Source organism: Nostoc sp. JL34 (assembly GCF_017114945.1).
In the GTDB taxonomy this organism is placed as follows: Bacteria; Cyanobacteriota; Cyanobacteriia; order Cyanobacteriales; family Nostocaceae; genus Nostoc.
The window spans coordinates 24,272-49,076 of sequence record NZ_JABXKQ010000052.1 but is presented as its reverse complement, the minus strand read 5'-3'; the positions used below and the strand labels follow the sequence as shown (position 1 = coordinate 49,076).

Below are 24,805 nucleotides of genomic sequence, written 5' to 3'. Positions count from 1 at the left end.
GTTCAGCTTTAGAGCCTGTTTAGTTCTTTTGTTCTAACAAAGTTGACATGCTCCCAACTATTACTTCTGATTTAGCTAATTATGATGGTGGTTACTCTTATGGGTCAGAAAGAAAAGGAATTTATCGTGAAATAACTATTCCTGTGGGTAGTTTGCAGATTGCTAATTTTTTTGGACTATTTGATATGCATGGTAATGTTTGGGAGTGGTGTTTAGACCATTGGCATAAAAATTATAATAATGCACCGAATAATGGAGATAGTTGGCGAGACAGTAGTGATAATAAAATTCATGTAATGCGTGGTGGATCATGGCGCAACGACCCGTACCTTTGCCGATCAAGTTCCCGCTTACAAAAAATTGCTAGTGAGATGTCCAACCATGTTGGTTTTAGAATTGTTTGCTCCCTTTAGCTTTGTTTCACGTATAAATATGGACTTTTTATTGTGTTATTTATGCTATTCTATCTTCCTCTAAGTTAGTATCCGTGGAGGTTAAATTTTGAGATTTTTTACGTGCAAATAGAGTTTGATGATACTCATCTGCTTGAGGGGTTGGTTCATATTCAAGAATAGTCAAAATCCCTGTGTTTTTTCTAATTTCTTGTACTGCTTCCTCAATCTCATCTATTGAAACTTTGAAGAACTCTTTATTTTTATTAACGATATTTACTCTTTTAGCAGAAAAACGCCGATGTAATCTTTCTAATGTATCTAAGGCATCTTCCGACAGTATTTTGAAATGAATATCAAATTTAAATAGTGTTGCAGGATTCATATTATTTATATATCTTTCTGGTTCACCACTTTTAGTCATACATATCCTGTAAATATCTGTTCCCAAAGATCCTATGTTTGAAATTATATAAACAACTCCTTGTTTCAGTCTTGTTGATTCAGCATAAGCTTTCTCTTTATCACTTTTATCTTTAGTAAGTTGTTGTTCTAAATTATTAATTTTAAATTCCAATTGTCTTCGCTGCTCACCTTCATACTGTTCTATTTTTTCTCTTTGCTTTTGCAATATTTCAAGCTCATTTTGATGAATTTTTTCTCTTTCTTCTGCTTCCTCAGCTATCTGTCTTGCTTTCTCAATCTTTTTACGTTCTTGATTTTGCTTTTGAAGTTCTTGTATTTGATCTCTTTCTTCCTGCTTTTTCTGTTCTAGCTCATATTTAAGGTCTAATTCTTTTAACTTCAAATCAAGATATGCAGATGAAATATTACAACCTGTTTTTGTTGATAAAATATTGATATTTTCAAAAGTACCGTTTATTTTCCTTTTTAAATTATCTATATTACTATATTTGACATCTCTAATTGCATAATCACACTGAGTTTCAAAGGCTATACCTATCAGCTTAAGAAGGTCTTTCATCATTTTTTCACCTTCTTTTTTATTACCATCTATGGTTACTTCTTTATTGCAAATAAATGCTCGTTTCTTTTTTCGCATTTCTTCTTGTTGTGATTTGATATTTTTCAATTGAATCACGTAGTCTTCAGAAGTTATAAAATCGTATTGTGGCTCGTAGGCATCTTGGGATTGAAGATAAAGTTTTGCATCCACTTTTCTCGATTTATGCTCAAGGCTTTTAATTTGAGTATTTAATAATTACTGTTGCCTTTCAAGATCAGCAAGCTCATTTCGTTTTAAATGAATATTTGAATCTAACTGTTGTTCAAACTCCTCCTTAGAAGTTAGTGTGTCATACTTACGTAGACGCTGTTTAAGTGGAGTCAATTCAAGGTTAACTTGTATCAATGCACCAAATAGTCCCAAGATTATTAGTATGAGGGCTGCTGACAGCATGGAATCTTGCATCTTATGTGGTAAGTTTTTACCTATTTACTTAGCTTATATAATACTTGATAAAGTAAGGTAAGATACTATAAAATTATAAATAATTGGTAATTACACTATTAAAAGTATAAATTTTGATTAAAGAAAACCTGATAAAGCACTTGCATAATCCGAATTAATAAAGTGATCATACTGTTTGTGTAAGATTCTCAAAACGGTGTCTTTACATGTAGATGAACAGTTTCATTTAACTGCGGATGCTCGAAGCGAAGTTCTCTGGCGTGCAGATGTAACCGACTGGTAACTGCACGGCATCCATAAAGGCGATCGCCTAAAATAGTTACCCCAAGTCCTCGCGCATCAGCTGCATGAACTCTCAACTGATGAGTGCGTCCTGTTAGTGGTGTAAACTCTACGCGGGTGTAGTCTCCTGCTCTCGCCATTACCTGGAAGTGTGTCAAGCTGGGTTTGCCGTGCAGCCAATCAACTTTTTGCTCAGGGCGATTTTCCGGATCTCCCCACAGTGGCAAGTCAATTTTACCTTGCTCAACTGTCACAGCACCCGAAAGTATGGCTTCGTAAACTTTGTGAACCTGGCGTTGCTGAAACTGCTGGCTGAGTTGCCGATGGGTTTGGCGATCGCGTGCCAACAACAAAATCCCAGAAGTTTCCTGATCTAGGCGATGCACAGATATAAGCGTCATGCCATCCGGTAACAGATGACGGAAGCGACTCAAAACACTATCTTGGCGATCGCGATAACGACCAGGTACCGAAAGTAATCCAGCTGGTTTGTTTACAGCAATCAGCCATTCATCTTCATAAAGAATGGGGATCTCTTCCTTGATAGGGGAGAAGGCTGGGAAATTACAACATTTTTCATTGGAACTACGCAAATGTGCTAATGTACTTAGCAAGAGTGGGGTCGTTGTGTGAAAATCCCTATTAGAGATCGAAATAGGTCTTAACCCTGAGAGCAAAAACCCCATCAATGGCTGACATCGCTCCGCACATGCGCCATAAAATTCTCCCTGGATTTTGTCTTGATTTACGGAAGACGCACCCCACCAAAATTCTGCCATTGCCAGTGGTTTGAGATTATGTGTTGCCGCATAATGAAGCAGCTTGGGGGCACAACAATCTCCTGTACCAGTGGGCAAACCTCCTGGCATCAATTCCTGTAACGATTGCGATCGCCCGGAGAAATTGGTCAGGCTGTAGCTAGCGTGCATCTGAGCTTGTAATTGACAAGACAGTGCTTTACGCTGTTGTTTCAGTTCGCTAATTCGCGCATCCGTGGCTGCAATTAACTGTTGGAGGGGCTGTAATACCTCATTTTGCTGGCGTTTAAGTTGTCGCCGCTCAATTCCCTGTTGACGACTCTCTTCGTCGAGTTGTTCAAGGGCAATACTCAGTGCTTCTGGAGTCAGTGTATTACAGATTTGCTGACGTTTTTCCTGTCGTTGATGTTTGCAATGGCGATGGCGATTGCTCATTGCTTGCAACTGTTGCTCAAACTGCTCAAACAGGGTTTGGTACTGCTGGCGTTCGGTTAGTTGCTTCAAGGTAATAATTTCCTGCTTAATCGCCTCCAACTCAGCTAAAGTGCGGGCTTCCTCGAAAGCAACTTCGTCTCTTCCGGGAATTGGTGGTACCCAGCCCTCAACGACACTGCAACCATTCAAAAGACCAGAAAAGGCTTTGAGTACTCGTTGTTCGCCATTAGGCAGTTCAACTAATAGTATTCCATACATCTTGCCTTCACGAGAATAACAGTCATTGTTAGCAAATTGTTGCATTAGTCCGTTGGCGATCGCTTCGGACATTGAAGTACGGGGTAATTTCAGGCGATTTCCATTTTGGAGACAACGCCCTTCGTACCAATAACTACAAGATGAGTCGCTGATCGGAAAATCGCAGTCGATGAAATCTGAAAGTGGGTGCAGAACTACCATACAGAGTATGATTGCAAATCTAGCTGATTCTAGCCCATACTAGCAAGTTCGTAGTCAGCACTAAAGTGCTTATGTTCTAAAGACTAAAGTGCTGACTACAAACCCTCAAAACTAGCTTGACACAGTAGTAAGTGCGATCACTTATATTGAGGCGGGTACGCCAACCCAGCTAAAAATTCAAGTCTAGCTACAGCCTCCTAAACTACCCCTATTCCCATGATTGAAATTCATCAATAGCGTTACGAATTAAGGAAGTTATTTGAGCGCGACGGGTTTCAAAGTTGGCGGCGATATAAATTAGTAGGATGCCAACTAGCAAGCCAACAATCCATTTTAAAAAAGAGTACTGCAAACTGAAAATTACCGATTGATAGATAGTAGTAATTAAAAAAGTACCTGTACCAATGTAAAGAAAAGCTCGCACTCGCAAAGCTAATCCGGCAAAAATGGCGATGAGGCTGAAAATTCCAGGTATCCAGGCTGTATCTTGCTCAAATAAAATTGCCCACCCACAAATTAAACCACTACCTAGCACTCTCAGAATATGGCGTGCTACTTTGTACTCTGGTAGCCTCAGTTGGCTATCTACTTGAGCAACATAAAGTAGTGATAACCCAATTGGTGTTATATACCACAAAGCATCAGTTAGGCGTAAGTCATAAAACCAACGGTAAAGTGCCCAATCAATCAATGCTACACTGACATAGGTAAAACGGATGTTTTCACCCACTTTTGCTAGGAAGATGTAGAATCCAGCTGCGAGTAGCAAGGTAATGGGGTAAGTTTGCAGTCTGGTTTCCCATAAAATTATCAGTGGTATGATGTAAGCGGCTTGTTGCCAAGGTCTTTTTGACCAACCCCAACTTTCCCAAGGCAGAATGTAGAGAAAATAGGCTACCACACAAGCGATCGCACCATTCCAAGGAATTAATGGCCCAGCCCAAAATTTTCCTACTGCTGTCTCCCGCCAATAAACCCTCATCCCGGCTACCTCTAATAAGCCAAGGTAAACCCACATCTCGGCTATTGTGATTCCTTTGAAGATGCGGGGGGAAGTGGGCGAATTTCGTCCCTGAAAGATGGCATAACGAATCAAAAATACCCCAGTTGCCAATCCCACTAAACGGTTCACTGCAATGGGAAGAGGAATAGCAGCCATTAATAAGCAGCTACTCCAAACCCAATGAATATGGGCAATTCCTTTCAATTCTTGAGGCGTTAAGCGTAAGTAGCTGACTAGCCTTGGCGACAAAATGCGGTAAGCATACATGATACTGGCACCAAGGGCAGACATGGCAATCAATCCATCACCTAATGCTCCTCCTGAAGTTTGTAACATTTGATAGAACAAAAGTTCATAAGCAGAAATTGATCCGCCAATGATTCCTAAGTACAGCAGGGGTTTAAAGTTTTCGCGCCGTCGCCCCACGCCAATGATAATTAAAGCTACACCCAAGGAACACAAACCTGTCCACTCGGTAAAGGTGTCCAAACGCAGTAATACACTGAATGCACCATAAATTAATGGCAGAATATGAAGGCTGCTAGGAAGCCTTTCTAATTGATGTCTTCGCCGCCACCATTCTCCGACAAGTTGAGCAATTAAACCCAAGGCGATATTTGCGATCGCTATTTTAATAATTGAGCTATTGCCCAACCCTAGCACCTGGGCAATCAATAATTCCAAACACCAACCAATGCCATAAAATGCCCAATTTGTCGGTTCGCGCCAACTGCGATAAACAATGGCTGCCAAAGCGATCGCAGTGGCAATTAAGTACAAAAATCCCGAAGTCGTAAACCCTCGATAAATCAGCACTGAGTGCAGTGTCAAACCCAACAACTCAAAACCACATAAGGCGATCGCCCATCGATCGCTGGCGGCTGCATATATAACCCCTAATTCGTTACCCCGTCGGCTCAAAACAGTCCGTGCTAACCATAGACTGAGGGTTGCGATCGCTCCGACAACAAACCAACCTGCTAGCGTGAGGCGAGGGAAACCAGGCACACCTGTCCATAGCAGCGCCCCAATGAAACTCAGAGCAAATCCTTCTGTAATTAGCGCTGATGTTCGGTTTCGCAAATAGCGCGTATTTGCAAACATCAATCCTGCACCCACAGCCAAACCAATTAATCTGGTTCCTGGTAGCTGTAAAGTAAGTAGCTGGGCAACTCCCACAGCCAAGACACTCAAGTAACGGCTAGGAATCTGACGTTCTATAATTGTGCAATTGGCAACACCTGTGAGAGCTAAAGGCGTAACTAGCCAAATGGCTCCCCAATGAGCTTGGCTATCAGCGATGCCATACCAAGATGATTCTGCATTCATCCACAATAGGAAAAAACTAGCGGCTGCTAGTCCTAAACCAATGTCCCATGCACTACGTCGCCATAAACCTTCCTCTAGGCTAAATCCCCATTCTGCAACCATCAGAGCTAATAAAATACTTGCCCAGGCTTGTTGAGTCAGATTTGCTAACAGCCAATTAATGGTAGAGCAAAATGTCAGCACCCCCATGATGTGAGTTAGATATACCAGGGGAAGAGAAAGGGAGGAATCAATGGAGTGGCGTTTGGTGACGATGGCGAGAGTGGTGGTGGAAAATAGCAGATTTAGCGATCGCAATGTGGGATTTACTAAAGCGATCGTTGTTAAAAAAGTTCCAAATAAGAGGGTGAGGAGTTCGCCAAATTTGGCCAATTCTCGCTTTTGCTGGCGATAGAGGCTATCTGTAAGTGCCACCATCAAAATTACGTAGGGAAATAAAGCTACACTCAGCAACGCCCAAGGTTCATTTTGAGAATTGGTAAGTTGAGTGCCTATTGCGATCGCTAATTTTTGTAAGTTATCAGGTACTAATCGCCAAAAGAGCCAAATCGTCTGTAAGCCAACAACAAAAATCGCTGCCAAGTCTACCTTGAAACTGTACCGCCACAAGCGACTTCCCACAAACCACAAACCCAAACCACTCACAGCGATCGCTTGCCAAGGATAATTAACTACTGAAACCAGCCAACCCAGCAATAGTAAAATGCCACCGAGTCTTTCCCAGAGTAAAAGAAATGAGGAAGATATTAATGTTACTTCCCCTGCCTCCCCTGCCTCCCCTGCCTCCCCTGCCTCCCCTGCCCCCTGCTCCCTGCCCCCTGCTCCCTGCCCCCTGCCCCCTGCCCTCTCCCCTCCCTGCTGTGCTAACCAAGTCACCAACCAGCCGCAAATGCCAATAGCTAACCCCAACTGCGTGACATCTACCCTAGTAACAAAAATTGCCCGCACTAGTAGCACTATCAAAGCATAAATAATTACGGCAGCAGGTAAACTAATACTTAGCCTGCGGCGTAGGCGTAGCCCGTCGTAGACATCGCTTCCATCTTCCTTGCTGACAATATGAGGCTGTTGGTAAAGATTGTGATAAACGGTAATAATAGTTGTGCCGATCATTGCCACATAAACGGCAATCAAGGGAAATCTTGAGAATTGCCAACCCCAATGCAGATAACTCAGCCCCAGAATATTTGCTAGAGGTAATTTGCCAGTATATAAATTGGCAAAAATAGTCCGATTTTTGGAGAGTAAAACAGTTATAGCAGTGAGGGTAGGCCAGGCGATCGCAACTACAATCAAATCCACAGGATTTTGCCACAACAGAAAGCTATCCATTGCCCAAAAGTTCACTGGCACTAACAAAAGGGTGACAATCAGCAATGTCTGAGCCGTCAATCTGAGGTTATTTTGCCTAGTCGCCCAAAAGCTTAACCCCCAAAAACTCAAAGTATAAGCAAATAAAACTCCATACTGTCCAGAAGCGGGAAACCTCTCCCACTGACTGGCAGCCAGTACCCCAGAGGATACCACTACCAAAAATACCCCTAGAAAAAGCAGCCAACGGACACTCAGTTCTGCCCCCAATGATTGCAACATTGTGCTAACAAAGTTGGGTTTAGCTGCTTTTTGTTGCGGTTGTCTACGGCTACTAGATTGTAAAGCTGCTGTGGACAACTGCTGTACGGGGTCGAAAGTTGCAAATACTACCTTTGTTTTTGCTTCAGCCTGGGGTTCCAACACCACCGTACACACCAGAAACTCTTGGCATAGCTGCCTGACTTGGGTATCGGATATCAAACCTAAGCGCAACCATATCTCTAATCCTTCTAATAACTGAGGATGAGAGGATGGCAGTCTGATTTCAATTTTTAGCGGGCGCTCAAGGGGCGATGACATAAGCGGCAGCAGTATAACTATATACTTAATTTTGATTTTAATTAAAGTATATTTTGGCTCTAATTGTGCCACTTATTCGGCTAATTGATATTAATTTTTAACCTCCGAGCGATATTCAAATGCCAACTGTCTGTTCTTAGGTTGCACTTTGTAGTCTCTCAAGGGCTGGATGTGCCCATATCCTTGGTTTAATTCGGTTTTGTTATTTTCCAGAGAAAGGCGTTTACCTGCTGTAACTTTGAGTTATAAACTTTTTCAACTCCAGCTTTTAAGAAGTCAGATGGCTCGAACAAGAACAAAAATATGTCACTAAAGCCATTCGTAATCTTTGGTAACTGATTTTTTTCTACAATTTGAAATCGCACTTTTGGATCAACTAAGTGACCAAGTATTTGTATTGGCGGAAGTAAGTTATTATCATCACTAATTAAAAGTGGTTTATTGCTTTGATTAATAATGTTAGCAATTCTATGATATTCTTGGTATTTTTCAGGGAATTGATTCCACCAAATATCGGCTTGAGAGTGGATCGTACAAGATATAACTTCACTCATAATTACTATAAACATTACAAGTGACCAGAGTGTTTTTTGCCAAGCTTTAGTAGAAATAGGCGCGATCTTAGTGGAAAATAGATAAGCAACAGCTAACTGTATACCTAAAACTGAAGGAAGTGTATATCGACTAGTAGCATATCGCTTGTGAAAGACGAAATCCGTTATCAGTAGGGGAAGCCCTACAGCTGCAATCAAACTTACGACAAATAACCAAACTTCTTTAGAGGTTCTTCGACAGAGAACATAAATTGAGTAGCTTATTAGAGCTAAAATAATTAAAATAAAAGGAATCAAGATAATCTTAAGTTTTCCAGGATCGCTAGGGCTAATCCCTAAATCAATAAAGGTACGACTAAAGATCCCAGCCCACCTTGCGGCTGATGCAAATAAGGTTTGTTTAGCATTCGTCCAAGCTACTGCTTCTACCTGAGGGTGGGTAATAATAATCCAAATCCAAGGGACAAAAGTTATAAACCCCGCAAAGGATGATAGCAGGTAAGAAATCAATGTTTTGCTCAATCGGAAACGTTCGATTACAACTACATAAATTCCCTGTGCAAAAATAACCAAGCTAAAAAATAGATGAGCATAAAATCCTAATGGTAATGTTGCTGCATAAATACACCAACTAACCTTTGTTTTAAGGCGCATGGCTCGTAGCAGTGCTATGCTCGATATTAAGATGGCTAGTATCCCTAAACTGTACGATCGTGCTTCTTGTGAATATACAATATGAATAGGTGAAACGGCCACCAACCCGACGGCTATCCACCCAACTAGTGAAGACTCAAATAATTCTAGACATAGCCAATAAAAACAAGGCAACGAGAGCAGACTAAGAAATACCGATAAACTTCTGATTACTGTTATAGAATTGCCAAACAATTCTACCCAAAATCGGGTTAATAAAATGTATAGCGGCAAAATCTGTGAGTCTTCTAAAAGAATCCCGTTGATTGTATCAATTGCGGTTTTTTCAGAATTAGGATACTGGTATTTTTGCAAATCTTCTATAGTGAGCAAACGACCATTATTTAACTGCTCCTTCATTTCTAACTGCGTATAGCCAGACATGCGTAGTGATGAGAAAACCTCATCACCCCAATAAAGTTTTTTGTCAATATTAACAACCCGAAAAAGTACACCCATTACTAATAGGGTGATGATTAAAAAACGTAACCAAGATTTAGAAATAATCCAGTTAGGTGGCAATTGCTTTTTAACGTAGGTTACCATTTTCTCAAAGCCTTAATAAAAGGTGGTAAAGTTGATTATTGTTGATCGCCAGATTCGATTTTTAAGATAAACTTGAGTTTCAATGCTACTTTCAGACTGATTGAAGTATGCTAAAACTATTTCATTTTCATACTGATACCTCACCAGATTCAGTTTGAGATAAACTCAGAAATTACAAATTATTTTTCCCCACTGTGGAAGCTGTGATCGCTAAATTAAAAAACTTGATATCCACATTTTTAAGAGGCAATTAATAAATTTTTAATCGCCTGTTCGCAAGTAAAAAAATAACCAAATGTCTCTGGGTGTCCATATAAACAAAAACTATGGCTTATCTAACTAATAATCTATCTGCATACAGGAAGTTTTATTAATTACTAGTATGTTGATGAATCCTAAATTAAATTTGGGTAATTACTTGAATTTTAACGAATAACCTTCAGTCATAAAATCAATACTACAATCTGAAAATATTTTTTTATTATTGTCATTTTCCTAACCATTTATGTTTAACATAACAGGTAGTAAATAGCAAGTAAGTATCTGAATATTTCCCCCAAGTTTAACAGTTAACCAATATTAAATTGTCTATAAATGTTTGAAGTAAAAATATTCTATGTCTACAGAATGAGTTTCAAGGATTTTGTAGCTTTTTGTAAAACGATACCATAATAAATCCAATTGTCTATAGTATAAATTAATCAAAAGATGAAATACTTGTGTGAAAAATAAAAAGATTTTATAAAGTTTATATGAAAATACTATAAATATGGCCGCGAGTAGTGAGCATCACAAAGACGCTACTTGTGGAATCATCGCAACTTTCAACAAAAATGCACTCACAGCGAAAATAATCTAGTGCTTGTTTTCTACCTATGTAATTACCGAAGAGAGTAGTTATTAGGCAGGGGAAGAAGAGAAGCAGTGGGAGGAAATACCTCTATGGCTCAAAAGAGGTCTAGAGCAAGTAAATTTATTTATGAAAAAGAAAAAATATTTTCCGAGATCCGTAGTGCTTTGGAAAAGCCGTCCTTATTTGAAGCCTCTAACTTCAGTTATGGGGTTTGTTCAAGAAAGCTCCCCAACCTTCCCTGCTCCCCCAGCCTTCTTTGTTGACGTAGCAATTGACTTATGGACAAAAACGAACAACAAATTCTCTATTCATGGGTAGTAAATGCCAAACCGTGGACACGTATAGTTCGTGACAAGCTTCTTGAAAGCCGTGTTCTGGTCACAGACAGAGCGATTATAGAAGCTGTAGTTGAACTTGAACCGAGAACATTTTTGGATATCGGGTGTGGTGAAGGGTGGTTGTGTCGTGAACTCTGGGATCGCGGGTTTAATGGCTGGGGAGTTGATGCTATTACCAGTCTGATCGAATCAGCCCGGTGCATGGGCGATGTCCGCTTTGTTGTATCTTCATACTCGGATCTTCTGTCACAGAGATTTGGTAATATTAACCAGTTTTCCTGCTTCATCTGCAACTTTTCCATTCTTGGGGAACATGCTCTGGGCGAGATCGCCCAGGCGGGTCAAAGCCTGCTGGAGTCTAAGGGCAAAATAATTATTCAAACACTTCATCCTCATCTTGTTTGTGGTGATTCTCCATATGAGAGTGGGTGGCGCGAAACTTCCTGGACAGGAGTTGCAGATGAGTCATTTCATCCTGCGCCCTGGTACTTCAGAACAGTTGAATCATGGATTGCTGAGTTCCATCTCAGGAATTACCAATTATTAAAGTTACTGGAGCCATGTCACCCCATAACCAAAAAACCAGCCTCAATCATATTTATCTTTGAACGACAGTGAACTTGAAGGGGGCAGGAGGCAGTCTAAAATATGGTAATTTTATACTACGGCAAATCTATCGATTTATAGTATGATAATTTGCAACTGCGATCGCTTCCTTGGTATGTAGCTATTAAGTGCAAGCACCAAAGGAAACGGACGAGTGCGAATACTGCCCTATGGATCAAACTATGGAGAATTCACATGAGCAACAAACACATTGAAGTCAAACAGGTAGCTGGTTTTATTGGTGCCGAAATCAGCGGTGTAGACTTGTCGCGTCCTTTGCACGATGATGCAGTCAAAGAAATTCGTCAAGCATTATTGAAGTGGAAAGTCGTGTTCTTTCGCGGTCAAAACATCGATCATGCTGCACAGGTTGCGTTCACGGCTCGTTTCGGCGAAGTGACTTACGCGCATCCGCACGAGGATGAGCCGATTGAAGGCTTCTCAGAAATCCTGCCCATTGACCGTAGCCGCTACGAACGGCGCAATGGTCTGCGGCGTTCCAGCTACGAGAGCCGCTGGCATACAGATGTGACAGCAGTTGTCAACCCCCCTGCGGCGTCTATTTTGCGTGCGGTTAATGTCCCTAACTTCGGTGGTGACACACAGTGGACTAATTTAGTCGCAGCCTACGAGGGTCTATCAGCACCCCTACGGGCGCTGGCAGATGGATTAAAAGCCGAACATCGTTTCAATGCCCGTTTAAATCTGCCCAGCAAAAGCAAGATAGCCCAGCGGATCGCAGCCAATCCGTTGGTTTCAATCCACCCAGTAGTAAGAGTTCATCCTGAAACTGGTGAACGCGCATTATACGTGAACCCTGGCTTCACCTCGCACATTCTTGACGTATCACGACAAGAGAGTGACCTGCTGCTGGAGTTGTTCTTCAACCAGATCACCAAGCCAGCCTACACCACCCGCTTCCGTTGGAACAACGGTGACATTGCGTTCTGGGACAACCGCGCCACCTCGCATTTGGCCCCTCAGGATCTGGATCATCTGGAAGTCGAGCGCGTCCTCTATCGCACCACCATCACAGGGGATGTTCCAGTCGGGCCCGATGGTTTCCGATCGCAAGTGGTTGAAGGTGAGGCGTTCAGTAGCGAATTACCAACCATTTTGAAGAACAAAGCTGAGAAGTTGGAAGCAGAACCAGTGCTTTCGTAAACTACAGAGTGGTAAAACGGGCTGCGGATATATTTCGCAGCCCGCTTTATCTACTTAAGTATCTAGCAGAAATATAAATTTATTTGCGTAGCATCAAGAAATTTGTACAACAATTCAGAATCATTCGTGAGAAAATTTTGATTCAGTAATTGTTTAGAGAGATCACCACAGCCTATTCTCTGGCAATAACTATATCGTTGGACTTGATAACAGCATAAGCCTCTTTCCCCTCAGACAAATCCAACTCTTCTACCGATACTCTGGTGATAATTGAAGTTAACTCAACTTTGTGAACAATCTCCAACGTCACCTCACTATTAACTGCTCCGGTGATAACTCGCTTAACAACACCCTTCAGAATATTGCGAGAGCTAACTTTTAGTGGTTTCTTTTGAATACTAATTTCTATCTCAGGATTGTGAGAGTAGATATCTTCCTCTTCTGTATTTATGGTTGGTAGCAAGTTTGATGGTGAAGAGTGTTGATTAAGACCACGGACTAATTCTCGGAGAATCTCGGTTTTGGTTCGCTGAGACTGGCCGCAAAACTCTTCCAAAATTTTTCGCTCCTCTTCTGAGGTTTGGAATGTAACCCACCCTTGTTCTTTTCTAGGCATAATTTTACCGATATAGTTGGTTAAACGTTGGTATCTTTGGTACTATTTTACCTAGCATCAATTTTATGGAAGAAACCTCTCAAACGCATTTTTTATGAAAAGAAGACAAATTTTTGGCTTCCTGGGTGTAGCAGTTGCTGGCTTGCTGCTAGCAATTGGTTTACCGTTGGTTACTCCTTCTCCTGTGATAGCACAGTCAAACACCAACATACTCGTGTCCGCAGCCGCCAGCTTAAAAGAGGCGCTGGAAGAAATTAAGCCTTTGTACCAACAAAATAAATCAAATATCAACATTAGTTATAACTTTGGGGCTTCTGGTGCTTTGCAGCAACAGATTGAGCAAGGTGCGCCAGCGGATATCTTTATTTCTGCTGGCAAAAAACAAGTGGATGCCTTAGAAGAAAAAGGATTATTGTTACCAGGTAGCCGTACTAACCTGGCAAATAACCGTCTAGTGTTGATTGTGGCTCAGGATGTTGTTGGCATTAGTAGCTTCTACAATTTAACAGATAGTAAGATTAAAAAAATTGCGATCGGTGAACCCAGAAGTGTACCCGCCGGTCAATATGGGGAGCAAGTCTTAAAGAAATTGAAACTTTACGATCGCGTCAAGTCAAAATTGGTCTTTGCTAACAATGTGCGGCAAGTTTTAGCAGCAGTAGAAAGTGGTAATGCCGAAGCAGGTTTAGTTTATGCCACTGATGCCAAAATTTCTAACAAGGTAAAAGTCGTAGTCGCTGCTGATGATAAATTTCACTCACCGATTGTCTATCCGGTAGCAATAATTAAAAGCAGTAAAAATACTTCTGCTGCCAAGGATTTTGTCCAGTATCTATCTGACAGTCAAGCCCAAAATATACTCAAAAAATATGGGTTTATTGTGCGTTAAAAAAAAATAATGAGATTAATGTCTGTTTAAAAAGCTTGTAAATACTAAAGTTTATAACTTTTGGTTGATGAGCTTGGCAGCCAAGCGGACGAAAATTTTCCTAGACTTTCAAAAATATCGGGGAAAAAACATGTCCAGCATCAAAATTACTGACTTGCAACCTGATAATCAAGTTGAAGAATGGGAACTATCTGAAGCAGATATCACGGCAGTCATGGGAGGAATTGAAGTTAAACTTCTAGGTAATAGCATTTTAGATGCGACATTCGGGGGTTTTAGATTGACGATTTAAATTTGGCAGCCTAAAAACTCTAACCATACATATAGCAATCCTATCTGATTTGTGAAAATTCTCGCTGTCCATATCCCCGGCTTCTTTAAGAAGTCGGGGATCTAACTTTTCATGAATGATTTAGGATTGCTATAGTTGAGTTTACTATAAAACAGGGAGTCAGTACTGCCATTGGCAGCAGTGACTTCTACTTACAAAGATTAAAGCCAGGTCTATAGGCATCGAAACATGGAATCCCTAACCTCTCGTATACACGCGGTACAGTCACCGATTATTCCTGTGGTTGGGGAACTGATTAAAAATTCTCCTGGAACAATCTCTCTCGGACAAGGTGTTGTTTCTTACAACCCACCACCGGAAGCCATAGAATTTTTACCCAAATTCCTGGACGAACCAACCAATAATTTATACAAATCAGTTGAGGGAATTCCCCAGTTACTGACAGCACTTGCAGGAAAATTGCAAGCTTTCAATGGTATTGAAATCAACGAGGAAAACTGCATCATCGTGACAGCAGGGAGCAATATGGGATTTATGAATGCCATTCTTGCTATCACTAACCCAGGCGACGAAATTATTCTGAATACACCCTACTATTTCAACCATGAAATGGCGATCGCAATGGCTGGTTGTCGTCCAGTATTAGTGGCGACAGATGAAAATTACCAACTGCGCCAAGAAGCGATCGCTCAAGCAATTACTCCCAAAACCCGGGCTGTGGTGACAATTTCACCAAATAATCCGACTGGAGTCGTGTATTCAGAAGCAGCATTGCGCCAAGTAAATCAAATTTGTGGCGATCGCAATATTTACCACATCAGCGATGAAGCCTATGAATATTTTACCTATAACGGGGTAAAACACATTTCCCCTGCCGCATTTAGTAATAGTAGCGAGTACACCATTTCTCTCTATAGCCTTTCCAAAGCATACGGTTTTGCTAGTTGGCGCATTGGCTACATGGTGATTCCCAAACACTTGCTTATCGCGGTTAAAAAAGTCCAGGATACAATTTTGATTTGTCCGCCAGTCATTTCTCAATATGCAGCTTTAGGGGCATTGCAGGCGAAAGAGGAGTATTTGAAGAGTCATATAGGAGCTATTGCTCAAGTCCGCCAACTAGTATTAGACTCCCTTAACCGCCTACAAGGCTTATGTAGCATTATCCCTGCCAATGGCGCTTTCTATTTTTTCCTCAAAGTTCATACCCAGATGGATGCTTTTGAGTTAGTCAAAAGACTGATCCAGGAACATAAAGTAGCAGTTATTCCAGGTACAACCTTTGGTATGGATGATGGCTGCTATCTACGCGTTGCCTATGGGGCACTGCAAAAAGAGACGGCAAAAGAAGGTATAGAGAGATTAGTGCAAGGTTTGGAAACTATAGTCAGGAGTTAGGAGTCATCCAATTCCTGTCTCCTTCCAGAAGGCGTTAAGCTGTATTAGCATACCTAATCTGCAATCCCAAAGATAAAATTCAAGAGATGCCAATTATTAATAAGTTAATTGAAATTGAAACTGAACCAAAAATTAATATTCATAATATCACCCTACAAATTCAAGATTTTATTGCCTCAACATCAATTAAAAATGGACAAGTTTTAGTATTTTCTCGACACACGACAACAGCGTTAGCTATCAACGAAAATGAAGTCAGATTATTAGAAGATATAAAAGTATTCTTGCAAAAACTAGCACCGGAATCAGACAGCTATTTGCATAATGATTTGCATTTAAGAGATGTCCCGGAAGATGAGCCGATTAATGCTCACTCTCATTTAATGGCAATGATGCTGACCACTAGTGAGATAATTCCCATTGTGGATGGTAAATTAGCTTTGGGAACCTGGCAATCTGTGTTGTTTTTTGAGTTGGATGGCCCACGTAAAAGAACGGTATTTGTACAAATATCTGGTGAATAATCCAACTTCACACCTGCGAGCCTCCTAGAAAAACTTAAATCTGAGAGAATTACGAACATGACCAAAAAATGTATCAGTTGATTTTACCTCCAGCAATTAAAAACCTGAAATAATGTTTTCCAGCATAACTTTCTTTTCCCCAAACCAGAACTTTCGTTGTGTTAAAGGTAGACGCAGTTATACCAATTTTGGATTTTAGATTTTGGATTTTAGATTAAACATCTTTACCAAAAGTCTGTTCCAGTAATGTCCAACATACTATCTATCTCAATTTGGTATTAGTGATGAAAAATAACGATAATTTTGTATTACGTAATACCTGGTACTATGCTTTGCCTAGCAATCAAATCAAGCCAGGTATGATGATCAGCCGCATTTTCTTAGGAGAACCGGTGCTGTTAGTTCGCGATCAGGATGGCAAAGTGTCTGCGATGACAGACATTTGTCCCCATCGTGGTGTCCCCTTGAGTTGTGGTAGGTTCAATGGGCAGGAAGTTGAATGCTGTTACCACGGTTGGCGCTTTAACTCCGCTGGGCGCTGTACTGCCATACCTTCTCTTGTCGAGGAGCAGCAAATAGATTTGAGTCGCTTTGATGTGCAGTCATATAGTGTTCGTGAAGCCCAAGGGAATATCTGGATATATATGGCCGATCCCGATAACCCTCAACCGGCTTCCGAGATGGAAATTCCGGTAATTCCTGGCTTTGATGAGCGATCGCACCAGTTCGTAGAGGTGGTAAAATTCCCCTGTTTTATAGATCATGCAGTAGTAGGTCTGATGGACCCGGCTCATTCACCCTACGTTCATCGTGCTTGGTGGTGGCGAAATGAGCAATTGCACGAGGAAGTAAAGCAATTTGATGCTTCGCCCTACGGCTTTACAATGCGACGACACCGATTACCAGCGAATGGGGGTCGATTATACTGGCTGATTGGCGGTGGTGTGCCAGAAACGGAGATTTCCTTTCGTTTACCTGGAGTCAGAATCGAAGAAACCACCATTGGTAATCATCGAGTCGTTAATTTGACAGCAGTTACACCGATTTCAGACACAGAAACTGAGGTAACTTTTGCTCTTTACTGGACACTTCCTTGGGTGGGATTTGTTAAGCCACTGTTACATGTGCTGGCGCGGACTTTCATTGGCCAAGACCGAACGGTTGTAGAAAAACAACAGATTGGTTTGAAATATAATCCTGTGCTGCGGCTGATTAAAGACTCAGATATGCAGGCACAGTGGTATTACCAGTTGAAGCGGGAGTATGCTCGATCTGTCGCTGAAAGACGAGAATTTGTGAATCCTGTCAAGGGTCAAATACTCCGCTGGCGGGCTTAAATTACTCCAAAGTAAATTCGGCAAATTCTCTTTGTCCAAACAGCATATTTCGGTCTACGGCTGACAAGATTTTATTATTGGCGCGATCGCTATTTAAACTGCGACCAACTAACTGCGCGACATCTGCACGATTGATGCTACCAATAATGTGCGGATCTTCAGTCAAAACGCCATTACCCGTTGCTGGTTCTGACTTGAGTCCACCAGGACGGATGATTGTATAGGTAAGTCCACTGGCAATTAAGTGTTGTTCAGCTTTGTCTTTCTCAGCTAAAACTTTTCCCAGTACTGCTAAAACTTGGGGTGACGCAGCAACAACACTATTGCCAGCACCAATGGAAGATACAAGAATAAACTTTTGCACACCAGCTTTAACTGCTGCATCGATCAGATTTCTATTACCAGGGTAATCCGGTCTTTCTACATCTGATGGTAAACCGCCAATTGTACTAATAACGGTGTGAATAGGTTCATCTGTCTGGATGGCATGTTCTACATCGCCAACATTTAAGGCATCTCCCAGAACTACCTCAATACCGATTCCTTCTAGTTCAGCAGCAACTGCTGCGGTTCTCAGGAGTGCTTTGACCTTTAGCTGTTGCGCTGTCAGATATTGAGCAATTTCTCGACCAACACCGCGACTTGCCCCAGCCAGAAAAATATAAGATGCACTTGTCATAATAAACTTAACTACTTACGCTCAAAGGATTTTATCAGAGGATTGGCAGCACTTAATAGTTGCTTGAATAACTGAGACGCTTCTGGTTGGTGACGAACATAAGTTTTGATAAACAACAAACAAAATCTAGTGGTCTGAAATATCGGGGTAACTATAATTACAAAAATATGAGTAAGTAATTATATTTAACCCAATTGTAGGAAGTATTTTAATAAGCAATTGTGTCAATCTAGCAAATAACTTTTCAATGGATTTACTTATGGCTAAAAAATCTCAAACAAATCTAGAACAATACCAAGATGTCAGATTATCTGCCACCACAAGAATCTGGGTAATTACAGTAGCCATTCTCGGAGTTTGTGTCCCCCTGTCAGCCGTTACTAGAAGCGGTGCTATTCTTCCTTTAGTTGCTATTGGTGGCGCAGCTGTTGGTACAGTTGCTATTTGGCGTTCTGATGAGCAAAAATCAAAAACTAACTATTTGCAACAGCAGCAAATAGAACTGCTAGAGCAGAGATTAGCGAATTTAGAAACAATTGTTAGCAGTGACGACTTGAACTTGCAAATGAAAATTAAACAGATCGAAGCTAGGGATACTTTTGGCAACTCCTCTGATGTCAGTACTACACCCAGACAACCAAAACGCAAAGGTTAAAATAATTCGTCATGACGCTCTCTACGAGACGCTAAAAGCGTAGCTTGCTTCTCTGTAAAAATACGCCGACTTGCTATTGCTGCGCTAACGTAATTCGTAATTCCTATACTGCAAGGGTTTCATTGATTTGGAATGGGTGATTGACTTTCGCCGTGCTGTACTAGGTTATTTTTGTGTGGGTATTTGTTGACTTAACGTTACCCCATCTTTGAAATCCGTCTCAGATTCAACTTTCCTTTGCAGCTAGAACTGTTTCTCTAGAAACAGTATCTCTTTCTCTATGTTCGTTAGAATTAACAGACATCATTTAACTCTATATACTTCAACTGCATCAGTTCATGAAATGTCTAAGTGCTATCCATCTGTCTCTTGATCGGAAACATCTGCTAATAGCTGTGTTTTATTAGACTGCTAACATTACTGAATTTTTAATTAACTAAGGTTATAAACTTGAGTAATTGCATTGGTATAGCTTACCGTAGGTATGCAATAGTTTGCCGCAGGAATGCAGATGGATTGGATTAGCTTACTGAAAGCTCAACAAACTGATTTCCTTCAACGTGTGAAAAAACCTAAAACTTACGACTTATCTTTGCTGGAAAGTCAAGTAAAAGGTTGTCACACTGAAGTTATGGCCTTTTGGGGTGAGCCTTTGGCAAAACTCCAAGAACTTTCTCGCCAACAAGCAGAAGTTCTCGCCAGAAATCCGCCGCCTACCCCGCCTGAATATCCTGAGCCTCCTGATTGGACGATACCTTTTCCTAAATACTTCCAACAACAAGCCCAAGATTATCTTTTGCGGGAGTATATTGTTGATCGGGTAATGACTGAACGGTTGGGAAAATTAGTAAAAAAGGTGTCACAAGATACCTTACAAAATATGATTTTAGATGATGAGGGAAATTTATGTGGCGAAAGTAAATTTCCTTATATACTCAAAGATCATCCTCAGCTAAGTGTTCAAGTTTATGTAGCTGATGGAGAAAGTTTTAATGGTATTAAGAAAGACAAAATTAGGTGGTCGGTTACTCAAGAAGATTTAAAAAATCACCAAGTATTAATTTTTCTCTGTTTATTTTATCCATCTACAGGTAATTTAGGTTACGAGAGACAAAGCATAATAACAGGCTTTTTACCTACAAATCAACTGGAATTTAGCGAACCAAAACTGTATGTCACTCCCAGTAATTTGTTATATGCAGGGGGGTTGAGTTGGTATTTAGAATCACTTATGGGTAAAAAAGATCCGTCGCCAGTAACTAATGAGAGAGCGATCGCAGATACAATACAGACTCTACCATCAGAGCATTACCTCAAGGATATAGTCGGTGACTGGGAATGCTGGCAGACTTTGCAAGGACACACCAGAGGCATTAATTGCCTAGCTTTCAGTTCTGGGTGTAAAAATGGCAAAGCCTTACCCATATTGGCAAGTGGTAGTCGGGGAGAAACGAAGCTCTGGGATTTGAGCAAGGGTGAATTAATAGAGACATTATCAGAGTATCCTTGGGTGATATCTGGGCTGGTGGATGAAGTGAATTCCCTGGCTTTTAGTTCCGATGGACAGACTTTAGTGAGTTGCGGTGCAGATTCGACAATTAAGCTTTGGCACGTAGGCGCTTTAGACTTGATAGATATTTTGCACAAACATAATGGGGTAGTGCGGTGTGCTGCCTTCACCCCAGATGGCAGAATGTTAGCGACAGGCGGAGATGACAGAAAAATTCTGTTTTGGGATTTGATGCAACGTCAGGTAGCGATCGCACTTTCTTTAGATGATACAGCTGCTCATTCTCTGGTTTTGAGTCGAGACGGCGAAACTCTGGTGACAGGTAGCTATCGCAAAATCAAAGTTTGGCGCACCTCACCCCAGACGGGGATCAAAAGTTTAAAAGATGCACAACCGCTGCATACCCTCATGGGTCATTCCCACATCGTTTGTTCCTTAGCAATCAGTGCAGATGGGAAACTGCTGGTGAGTGGTAGCTGGGATCAAACGATTAAAGTTTGGCAATTGGAGACTGGGGAATTACTTCATACCCTTAAAGGACATAGAGATAGAGTATATGCGATCGCTTTAAGTCCCGATGGACAAATTATCGCCAGCGGTAGTGCTGATAAAACTATCAAGTTGTGGCATCTCCAAACTGGGGAATTACTGGGTACGTTTACAGGTCATGGGAATATCGTCACAGCATTAGCCTTCACAGCTTCCGGCGAGATGTTAGTCAGCGGGAGTTTGGATAAGACAATTAAAATTTGGCAACGCAGTTAATGGTCATTCATAATTCGTAATTGTCTTAATTTGGTCAGCAGGTTTAGAACCTACCACCTTGGAAACAGAGATTAAACGGCATTTACTCGCCCGCCTAGTTCCTCTATGGGAAAATAATTACAATTGCTGCAAACTTGGTTCTCCCTCCACTGGAAAATCCCAGTTTACCAAGAAGTTTCCCCCAATTCGATTTGCTTGCGGAACTGGGTGGCTCAGTACCGCAGCAGTAAGGCGGGAAGCTATGGTTAACAGGATTATAATAAAACTTATCAATGTATGTTGGGTTGAACGGCAGTGAAACCCAACATGAACAAGGATCAAGCGTTGGGTTTCGTTCCTCAACCCAACCTACAAATGTTACAAGTATTTAACCGAACCTGATATTAGGTGTATCGTTGGCAATAACTTTGATCTACTGCAATATCCGAAACTGACCCTTTTCAACTTTAACTAGGATAGGTTGACTCTGACGTTCTCTATTTTGAAACTGGAGTAGATCCCCCGAAGTTTCTCTTGTAGAAAGATTTACCTGTGGTAATTTTTGTAGAATAGTTTCTCTAGAGGGATTAGGAAACGATACTTTAATTGCTTTCAGAATAGCCTGAGTAGCATCATAACTAGTAGCTGTGCGCCAACTAACTGATCCTCCCCATAGTTGCTGTGCAGCCTTGGAAAAATTTTTTGCTTGTCGTGCTTTGCTAAACCAAGGTACTGTTATAACTAAACCTTCAACAGCATTTCTACTATCTTGTAATGTTTTCTGATTGTACAGAGTACTCCCACCTAACAGCTTTAGCCCTAAGTTATAATTTGCATTCACTTTCGCAATTTCGAGTGCTGTAGAAATATGTTCTGCATCTGGGAACAACATAACTGCCTGCACCTGTTGAGATGCACTATCTTTAAGCTCTTGCTTGATATTCAGTGTCGGATCTGTCAAATCTATCTGGCGAATAATTTGACCTTTAAAGTTACTTTTAAACTCTTCCATCAAACTGTTGCTATATTCACTTTTGGGATTATAAAAAATTACAACTTTTTTTAACCCTGAGTTGATAGCATATTTCGCTAATTTCTCACTAGATGCAGCGTTTGAAGGGACTGTTCTAAAGAAAACATTACCCTCTAGGGCATTACTGCCACTGGTAGGAGAGATAACAGGTATATCTGCTCGTTTGTATATATAAAGAGCAGCTTGTGTGGCATCGCTAGTATTATGGCCGATTACTCCTAATACAGATTCATCGTTAACTAGTTGTTGAGCTATTTGTTTAGCTTGCTCTGGGTTATTAGCATCATTAGCAATAGCAACTTCTAATAATTGACCACTGAAGCCCTTATTAATATTAAATTGATTTTGTGCTTGTGCGACTCCACGCAGCATTTCTTGAGCTATGTATTGTGGATTGTCTACGGGTACGACCACTGCCAAAGTTAATGGATTACCTTTTTCACGAGCTTTTGTGTTATTATAGTAAATCAGTACTTCTGGATCGTTGCGATTATACTTTACAGCCTTTTGAAATAACTCAACAGCTTGGGGGTAATTACCTTCTTTAAATGCCTCTATACCTTGGTCGCGGGAAGTGTTGGGGATAGTGAAAAAGAAAGCGCGATCGCCACGACTAATATTACTCTGAATATTATTCGGAATTGATGTAATCGTCGGATTTGAAACACAACTAGCATAGACTTTCTGCTGACCCCCAGAACAGGAAGTGAAAGATTGATAAATACCGATACCACCAACCAAAAGCGCAATAGTTCCTACCGCAATTGCCCCTAATAGAACTTGTTGACTAATAGAAGTTTTTGGTGCGTGTTCTGGTAGGTTTTCTAACTGTTGTTGAGAAATTTCAGCTTTTCTGTCTAGCTGTTGTTGTTGAGAAATTTCAGCTTCAATTTCTCTGAGTTTATATTTTGCTGATACTCTGTCTGGCTCAATTTTTAAAGCTTCTTCAAACTGAGTTCTTGCTTTTGCAAATTCTCTCTGGCTGATCAAATCGTTCCCATAATTTTCTAGCGCTAGTAAAAGTCCTTCTTTATTACGTATAGCATCTAATTGGTAGTCTCGCTGATATAGTTCCAAGGCTTTGTTAAAATTGCCAATCTCCAAATATCTCTGAGCTAAAACAGGTAGAGTACTGAAGTGATTGGGATTGAGTTTTAAAATTTCCTCATAACAGTCGATATTATCCTGTTTTTTTCCATTTTTATCTAGTTTTATTGCTTCTTGTTCAATTATATTAATTGCTTTTTTTTGAAGTTCTTCTAGTTTCCATATTGTTTTTTGTAGTGGGTGAAGTTCAATTAGCCAACGGCGAACTAATTCAATGTTGACTCTGCGCTTTGTATCATCTATAAACCCATCTGCTATTAGCTTTTTAGCAGCTTTAAGCAGATCCTCTGTCGGAATAACTCCATATTTTTGTAGCAGCGTTAATGGGTCTTCTGGAAAAGATTGCTTTTGCTCTATAGCTATTTTTTGAGTCTCTGCTACTGCTGAAAATACTACTTGCTCAGAAATAGATAGTCCATCCCAAAACCATGCTAGTCCACCTGTAGCACTTTCAATTGTCTTATCTATAATGCCTTCGACATCAGAACGAGTAACTATACAATTTTCTGCAATTTTCGCTTGCAGAAAGAGATTAAAGCAGATAGCTTGGGTAAAATAGGGATGACCTGATGAGAGTTCCAAAATTGCCTTGATTGCATCCTCCTGATACTCCAGCATACCTTGCGCTGGTTTAGTAATCAGTTGTCTCGCACTTAGCTCATCAAGGAAACCAACTTCTTGATATGGCGGACGGTTGAATAAATCAAGCAAGTTTTCCAAATCATCTTTAGACCGCCCTACTACTGGAATAATAAATAGTTTTTTTTGTTTGTTTAAAAGGGACTGTAAATATCTAAAAAAATTATTACCTTGATTTAATATGCCATCATCGCTACTGATAATATCAAATTCATCCAGCAATAGCACTAAATTTTTATCACCTAATTCTTGATAAACTTTTGGTAGAAAATCCTGATAAAATATATCAGGATTATTTTTTAATTGTTCATCGTAAGAAGGTGTGACGATATCGGAATCTAGCTCTAGTTGAGATGCGATTTCTTCTGCGAGATTAAACAATACATCGCTCAGAGAAGATTCACTGTGGCCTTGCAAATCAAAAAGAACAAAGACAAATTTCTCTTGAACAACTTTGTGAGGAATCTGCTGAAGCACAGACGATATACCAATACGTCGTTGAGCGTGCAACAGGATAATTTTTGTATCAGCGTTAAGACTATCTTCAATAAACTGGAATAGAGTTTCTCGTCCAAAAAACTTTTCCGGTTCATGGATTGGACGACCGATGATATAAGGATTTTTCCGAGCAGTAAAATTATTCAT

18 protein-coding genes are annotated in these 24,805 nt (G+C 40.6%); 11 read left to right on the top strand and 7 right to left on the bottom strand.

What is annotated here, in order from left to right; translation table 11 throughout:
* Positions 1-47: 47 nt before the first annotated feature.
* On the top strand, positions 48-413 hold the full coding sequence (locus tag HWQ44_RS10755) for a formylglycine-generating enzyme family protein (RefSeq protein WP_292718329.1): 366 nt from the start codon (positions 48-50) through the stop codon (positions 411-413).
* Between the two features lie 40 nt (positions 414-453).
* Here the strand turns inward: HWQ44_RS10755 and HWQ44_RS10750 are convergent, their stop codons facing one another.
* The 4 genes from HWQ44_RS10750 to HWQ44_RS10735 form a co-directional block, all read right to left on the bottom strand.
* Positions 454-1,569, bottom strand: a complete 1,116-nt coding sequence (locus tag HWQ44_RS10750) for a DUF4041 domain-containing protein (protein ID WP_292718327.1) — start codon at positions 1,567-1,569, stop codon at positions 454-456.
* A gap of 443 nt (positions 1,570-2,012) precedes the next feature.
* Positions 2,013-3,758, bottom strand: coding sequence for an RluA family pseudouridine synthase (locus tag HWQ44_RS10745; protein ID WP_292718325.1), 1,746 nt, complete (start codon positions 3,756-3,758; stop codon positions 2,013-2,015).
* 208 nt (positions 3,759-3,966) lie between these two features.
* Complete coding sequence (locus tag HWQ44_RS10740) at positions 3,967-7,983, bottom strand: DUF2157 domain-containing protein (protein ID WP_292718324.1); 4,017 nt, start codon at positions 7,981-7,983, stop codon at positions 3,967-3,969.
* 188 nt (positions 7,984-8,171) lie between these two features.
* Entirely contained in the window at positions 8,172-9,776 is a 1,605-nt protein-coding gene (locus tag HWQ44_RS10735; RefSeq protein WP_292718323.1) for a glycosyltransferase family 39 protein, read from the bottom strand.
* 1,131 nt (positions 9,777-10,907) lie between these two features.
* On the opposite strand from HWQ44_RS10735, the gene HWQ44_RS10730 reads away from it, so the two are divergent.
* The gene (locus HWQ44_RS10730; protein ID WP_292718322.1) at positions 10,908-11,585 is read left to right on the top strand and encodes a bifunctional 2-polyprenyl-6-hydroxyphenol methylase/3-demethylubiquinol 3-O-methyltransferase UbiG; all 678 of its coding nucleotides are present in this window, start codon (positions 10,908-10,910) and stop codon (positions 11,583-11,585) included.
* A gap of 183 nt (positions 11,586-11,768) precedes the next feature.
* On the top strand, positions 11,769-12,737 hold the full coding sequence (locus tag HWQ44_RS10725; protein ID WP_292718320.1) for a TauD/TfdA family dioxygenase: 969 nt from the start codon (positions 11,769-11,771) through the stop codon (positions 12,735-12,737).
* Between the two features lie 172 nt (positions 12,738-12,909).
* Here HWQ44_RS10725 and HWQ44_RS10720 read toward each other — a convergent pair whose 3' ends face one another.
* Positions 12,910-13,353: a molybdopterin-binding protein gene (locus tag HWQ44_RS10720; RefSeq protein ID WP_292718318.1), complete on the bottom strand. Its 444-nt coding sequence runs from the start codon at positions 13,351-13,353 to the stop codon at positions 12,910-12,912.
* A 94-nt stretch (positions 13,354-13,447) separates the two neighbouring features.
* Between HWQ44_RS10720 and modA the strand changes: the two genes are divergently transcribed.
* From modA to HWQ44_RS10695, 5 genes are all read left to right on the top strand, one after another.
* Positions 13,448-14,242, top strand: coding sequence for a molybdate ABC transporter substrate-binding protein (modA, locus tag HWQ44_RS10715; RefSeq protein ID WP_292718315.1), 795 nt, complete (start codon positions 13,448-13,450; stop codon positions 14,240-14,242).
* 130 nt (positions 14,243-14,372) lie between these two features.
* Positions 14,373-14,534 (top strand): hypothetical protein, encoded by a 162-nt coding sequence (locus HWQ44_RS10710; RefSeq protein ID WP_292718313.1) that lies wholly within the window; start codon positions 14,373-14,375, stop codon positions 14,532-14,534.
* 228 nt (positions 14,535-14,762) lie between these two features.
* The gene (locus HWQ44_RS10705) at positions 14,763-15,932 is read left to right on the top strand and encodes a pyridoxal phosphate-dependent aminotransferase (protein ID WP_292718311.1); all 1,170 of its coding nucleotides are present in this window, start codon (positions 14,763-14,765) and stop codon (positions 15,930-15,932) included.
* An 86-nt stretch (positions 15,933-16,018) separates the two neighbouring features.
* Positions 16,019-16,456, top strand: a complete 438-nt coding sequence (locus tag HWQ44_RS10700; protein ID WP_292718309.1) for a secondary thiamine-phosphate synthase enzyme YjbQ — start codon at positions 16,019-16,021, stop codon at positions 16,454-16,456.
* 284 nt (positions 16,457-16,740) lie between these two features.
* Positions 16,741-17,793 (top strand): aromatic ring-hydroxylating dioxygenase subunit alpha, encoded by a 1,053-nt coding sequence (locus HWQ44_RS10695; RefSeq protein ID WP_292718307.1) that lies wholly within the window; start codon positions 16,741-16,743, stop codon positions 17,791-17,793.
* A 1-nt stretch (position 17,794) separates the two neighbouring features.
* On the opposite strand, the gene HWQ44_RS10690 is transcribed toward HWQ44_RS10695, so the two are convergent.
* Positions 17,795-18,472 carry an SDR family oxidoreductase gene (locus HWQ44_RS10690; RefSeq protein ID WP_292718305.1) on the bottom strand — a complete coding sequence of 226 codons (678 nt, stop codon included), beginning with the start codon at positions 18,470-18,472 and terminating at the stop codon, positions 17,795-17,797.
* 259 nt (positions 18,473-18,731) lie between these two features.
* Here HWQ44_RS10690 and HWQ44_RS10685 point away from each other — a divergent pair, with 259 nt between their 5' ends.
* The 3 genes from HWQ44_RS10685 to HWQ44_RS10675 all read left to right on the top strand — a co-directional run bounded on the left by HWQ44_RS10685 (position 18,732) and on the right by HWQ44_RS10675 (position 21,700).
* Positions 18,732-19,127 carry a hypothetical protein gene (locus HWQ44_RS10685; RefSeq protein WP_292718303.1) on the top strand — a complete coding sequence of 132 codons (396 nt, stop codon included), beginning with the start codon at positions 18,732-18,734 and terminating at the stop codon, positions 19,125-19,127.
* A gap of 505 nt (positions 19,128-19,632) precedes the next feature.
* Positions 19,633-21,402, top strand: coding sequence for a WD40 repeat domain-containing protein (locus tag HWQ44_RS10680; protein WP_292718301.1), 1,770 nt, complete (start codon positions 19,633-19,635; stop codon positions 21,400-21,402).
* Between the two features lie 58 nt (positions 21,403-21,460).
* A complete protein-coding gene (locus HWQ44_RS10675) occupies positions 21,461-21,700 on the top strand; it encodes a BREX system Lon protease-like protein BrxL (protein WP_292718299.1) in 240 nt (79 codons plus the stop codon).
* 114 nt (positions 21,701-21,814) lie between these two features.
* Here the strand turns inward: HWQ44_RS10675 and HWQ44_RS10670 are convergent, their stop codons facing one another.
* A complete protein-coding gene (locus HWQ44_RS10670; protein WP_292718298.1) occupies positions 21,815-24,805 on the bottom strand; it encodes an ABC transporter substrate-binding protein in 2,991 nt (996 codons plus the stop codon).

What these genes read in the sequence shown, in the direction of transcription:
- HWQ44_RS10745 (WP_292718325.1), bottom strand. Translation starts at nt 3,758, where the DNA reads ATGGTAGTTCTGCACCCACTTTCAGATTTCATCGACTGCGATTTTCCG.
- HWQ44_RS10700 (WP_292718309.1), top strand. Translation starts at nt 16,019, where the DNA reads ATGCCAATTATTAATAAGTTAATTGAAATTGAAACTGAACCAAAAATT.
- modA (WP_292718315.1), top strand. Translation starts at nt 13,448, where the DNA reads ATGAAAAGAAGACAAATTTTTGGCTTCCTGGGTGTAGCAGTTGCTGGC.
- HWQ44_RS10685 (WP_292718303.1), top strand. Translation starts at nt 18,732, where the DNA reads ATGGCTAAAAAATCTCAAACAAATCTAGAACAATACCAAGATGTCAGA.
- HWQ44_RS10695 (WP_292718307.1), top strand. Translation starts at nt 16,741, where the DNA reads ATGAAAAATAACGATAATTTTGTATTACGTAATACCTGGTACTATGCT.
- HWQ44_RS10755 (WP_292718329.1), top strand. Translation starts at nt 48, where the DNA reads ATGCTCCCAACTATTACTTCTGATTTAGCTAATTATGATGGTGGTTAC.
- HWQ44_RS10740 (WP_292718324.1), bottom strand. Translation starts at nt 7,983, where the DNA reads ATGTCATCGCCCCTTGAGCGCCCGCTAAAAATTGAAATCAGACTGCCA.
- HWQ44_RS10725 (WP_292718320.1), top strand. Translation starts at nt 11,769, where the DNA reads ATGAGCAACAAACACATTGAAGTCAAACAGGTAGCTGGTTTTATTGGT.
- HWQ44_RS10720 (WP_292718318.1), bottom strand. Translation starts at nt 13,353, where the DNA reads ATGCCTAGAAAAGAACAAGGGTGGGTTACATTCCAAACCTCAGAAGAG.
- HWQ44_RS10680 (WP_292718301.1), top strand. Translation starts at nt 19,633, where the DNA reads ATGCAGATGGATTGGATTAGCTTACTGAAAGCTCAACAAACTGATTTC.
- HWQ44_RS10710 (WP_292718313.1), top strand. Translation starts at nt 14,373, where the DNA reads ATGTCCAGCATCAAAATTACTGACTTGCAACCTGATAATCAAGTTGAA.
- HWQ44_RS10735 (WP_292718323.1), bottom strand. Translation starts at nt 9,776, where the DNA reads ATGGTAACCTACGTTAAAAAGCAATTGCCACCTAACTGGATTATTTCT.
- HWQ44_RS10705 (WP_292718311.1), top strand. Translation starts at nt 14,763, where the DNA reads ATGGAATCCCTAACCTCTCGTATACACGCGGTACAGTCACCGATTATT.
- HWQ44_RS10730 (WP_292718322.1), top strand. Translation starts at nt 10,908, where the DNA reads ATGGACAAAAACGAACAACAAATTCTCTATTCATGGGTAGTAAATGCC.
- HWQ44_RS10690 (WP_292718305.1), bottom strand. Translation starts at nt 18,472, where the DNA reads ATGACAAGTGCATCTTATATTTTTCTGGCTGGGGCAAGTCGCGGTGTT.
- HWQ44_RS10670 (WP_292718298.1), bottom strand. Translation starts at nt 24,805, where the DNA reads ATGAATAATTTTACTGCTCGGAAAAATCCTTATATCATCGGTCGTCCA.